Here is a 1704-nt window from a genome sequence, read left to right on the forward strand (position 1 = left end):
GGGAGGCCCAGTCGGCGTTCGGGGACCCGACGGTCTATCTGGAACAGGCGGTGATCAACCCGCGCCACATCGAGGTGCAGATCCTCGCCGACGCCCACGGCAACGTGGTGCACCTCTACGAGCGGGACTGCAGCGTGCAGCGCCGCCACCAGAAGGTCGTCGAGCTGGCACCGGCGCCGAACCTGGCGCCGGCATTGCGGGAGAAGGTCTGCGGCGACGCGGTCGCCTTCGCCCGGCGCATCGGCTACAGCTGCGCGGGCACCGTGGAGTTCCTGCTCGACGAGCGCGGCCACCATGTGTTCATCGAGATGAACCCGCGGATTCAGGTGGAGCACACCGTCACCGAGGAGATCACCGACGTCGACCTGGTCTCGTCGCAGCTGCGCATCGCCGCCGGGGAGACGCTGGACGACCTGGGCTTGCGACAGCAGGCGATAACACCGCGCGGCGCGGCGCTGCAGTGCCGGATCACCACCGAGGATCCGGCCAACGGTTTCCGGCCGGACACCGGCCGGATCAGCGCCTATCGCAGCCCCGGCGGGGCAGGCATCCGGCTGGACGGCGGCACCCATCTGGGCGCCGAGATCAGTGCGCACTTCGACTCGATGCTGGTCAAACTGACCTGCCGGGGAAGGGATTTCACCACCACGGTGAACCGGGCCAGGCGCGCGATTGCCGAGTTCCGCATCCGCGGCGTGGCTACGAACATCCCCTTCCTGCAAGCGGTTCTCGACGATCCGGACTTTGCCGCCGGCCGGATCACCACGTCGTTCATCGAAGAGCGACCGCACCTGCTGACCGCACGCTCGTCGGCCGATCGCGGCACCAAGATCTTGAACTACCTGGCCGACGTCACCGTCAACGCCCCGCACGGGTCGAGGCCGTCGGCGGTGTACCCGACAGACAAGCTGCCCAGGTTGTCTGAGGCCGATCTGGCTGTGGCGCCGCCGCCGGGCTCCAAGCAGCGGCTGGCTCAGCTCGGCCCGGAAGGTTTCGCCCGCTGGTTGCGGACGTCGTCGGCTGTCGGTGTCACCGAGACGACGTTTCGCGACGCGCATCAGTCGCTACTGGCCACCCGGCTACGCACCAGCAGCCTGCTCGACGTAGCGCCGTACATCGCCCGGATGACCCCACAGCTGCTGTCCATCGAGTGCTGGGGCGGAGCGACCTACGATGTGGCGCTGCGGTTTTTGAAGGAGGACCCGTGGGAGCGACTGGCCGCGATGCGCGAGGCGCTGCCCAACATCTGTCTGCAGATGCTGCTGCGGGGACGCAATACGGTCGGCTACACGCCGTATCCGGAACTGGTGACGTCGGCGTTCGTGGCGGAGGCCACCGCCACCGGGATCGACATCTTCCGGATCTTCGACGCGCTCAACAACGTCGCCTCGATGCGCCCGGCGATCGACGCGGTGCGCCAAACCAGCTGCGCGATAGCCGAAGTCGCGATGTGCTACACCGGCGACATGTCCGACCCACACGAGCGCCTCTACACCCTGGACTACTACCTCGAACTGGCCGAACAGATCGTCGACGCGGGTGCGCACGTGCTGGGCATCAAGGACATGGCTGGCCTGCTGCGGCCGCCGGCGGCCACCGCGCTGGTGAGCGCGCTGCGCAGCCGCTTCGACCTGCCGGTGCACGTGCACACCCACGACACCCCCGGCGGGCAGCTGGCAACCTATGTGGCGGCCTGGCGCGCCG

1 protein-coding gene is annotated in these 1704 nt (G+C 68.4%); it reads left to right on the forward strand.

What is annotated here, in order from left to right; genetic code table 11:
* Positions 1-1704 (forward strand): ATP-binding protein (locus tag AC2VON_RS01705; protein ID WP_486951384.1); only part of this gene is annotated, 1704 nt, incomplete at both ends.

It is taken from the genome of Mycobacterium sp. TH-M82 (assembly GCF_057473605.1).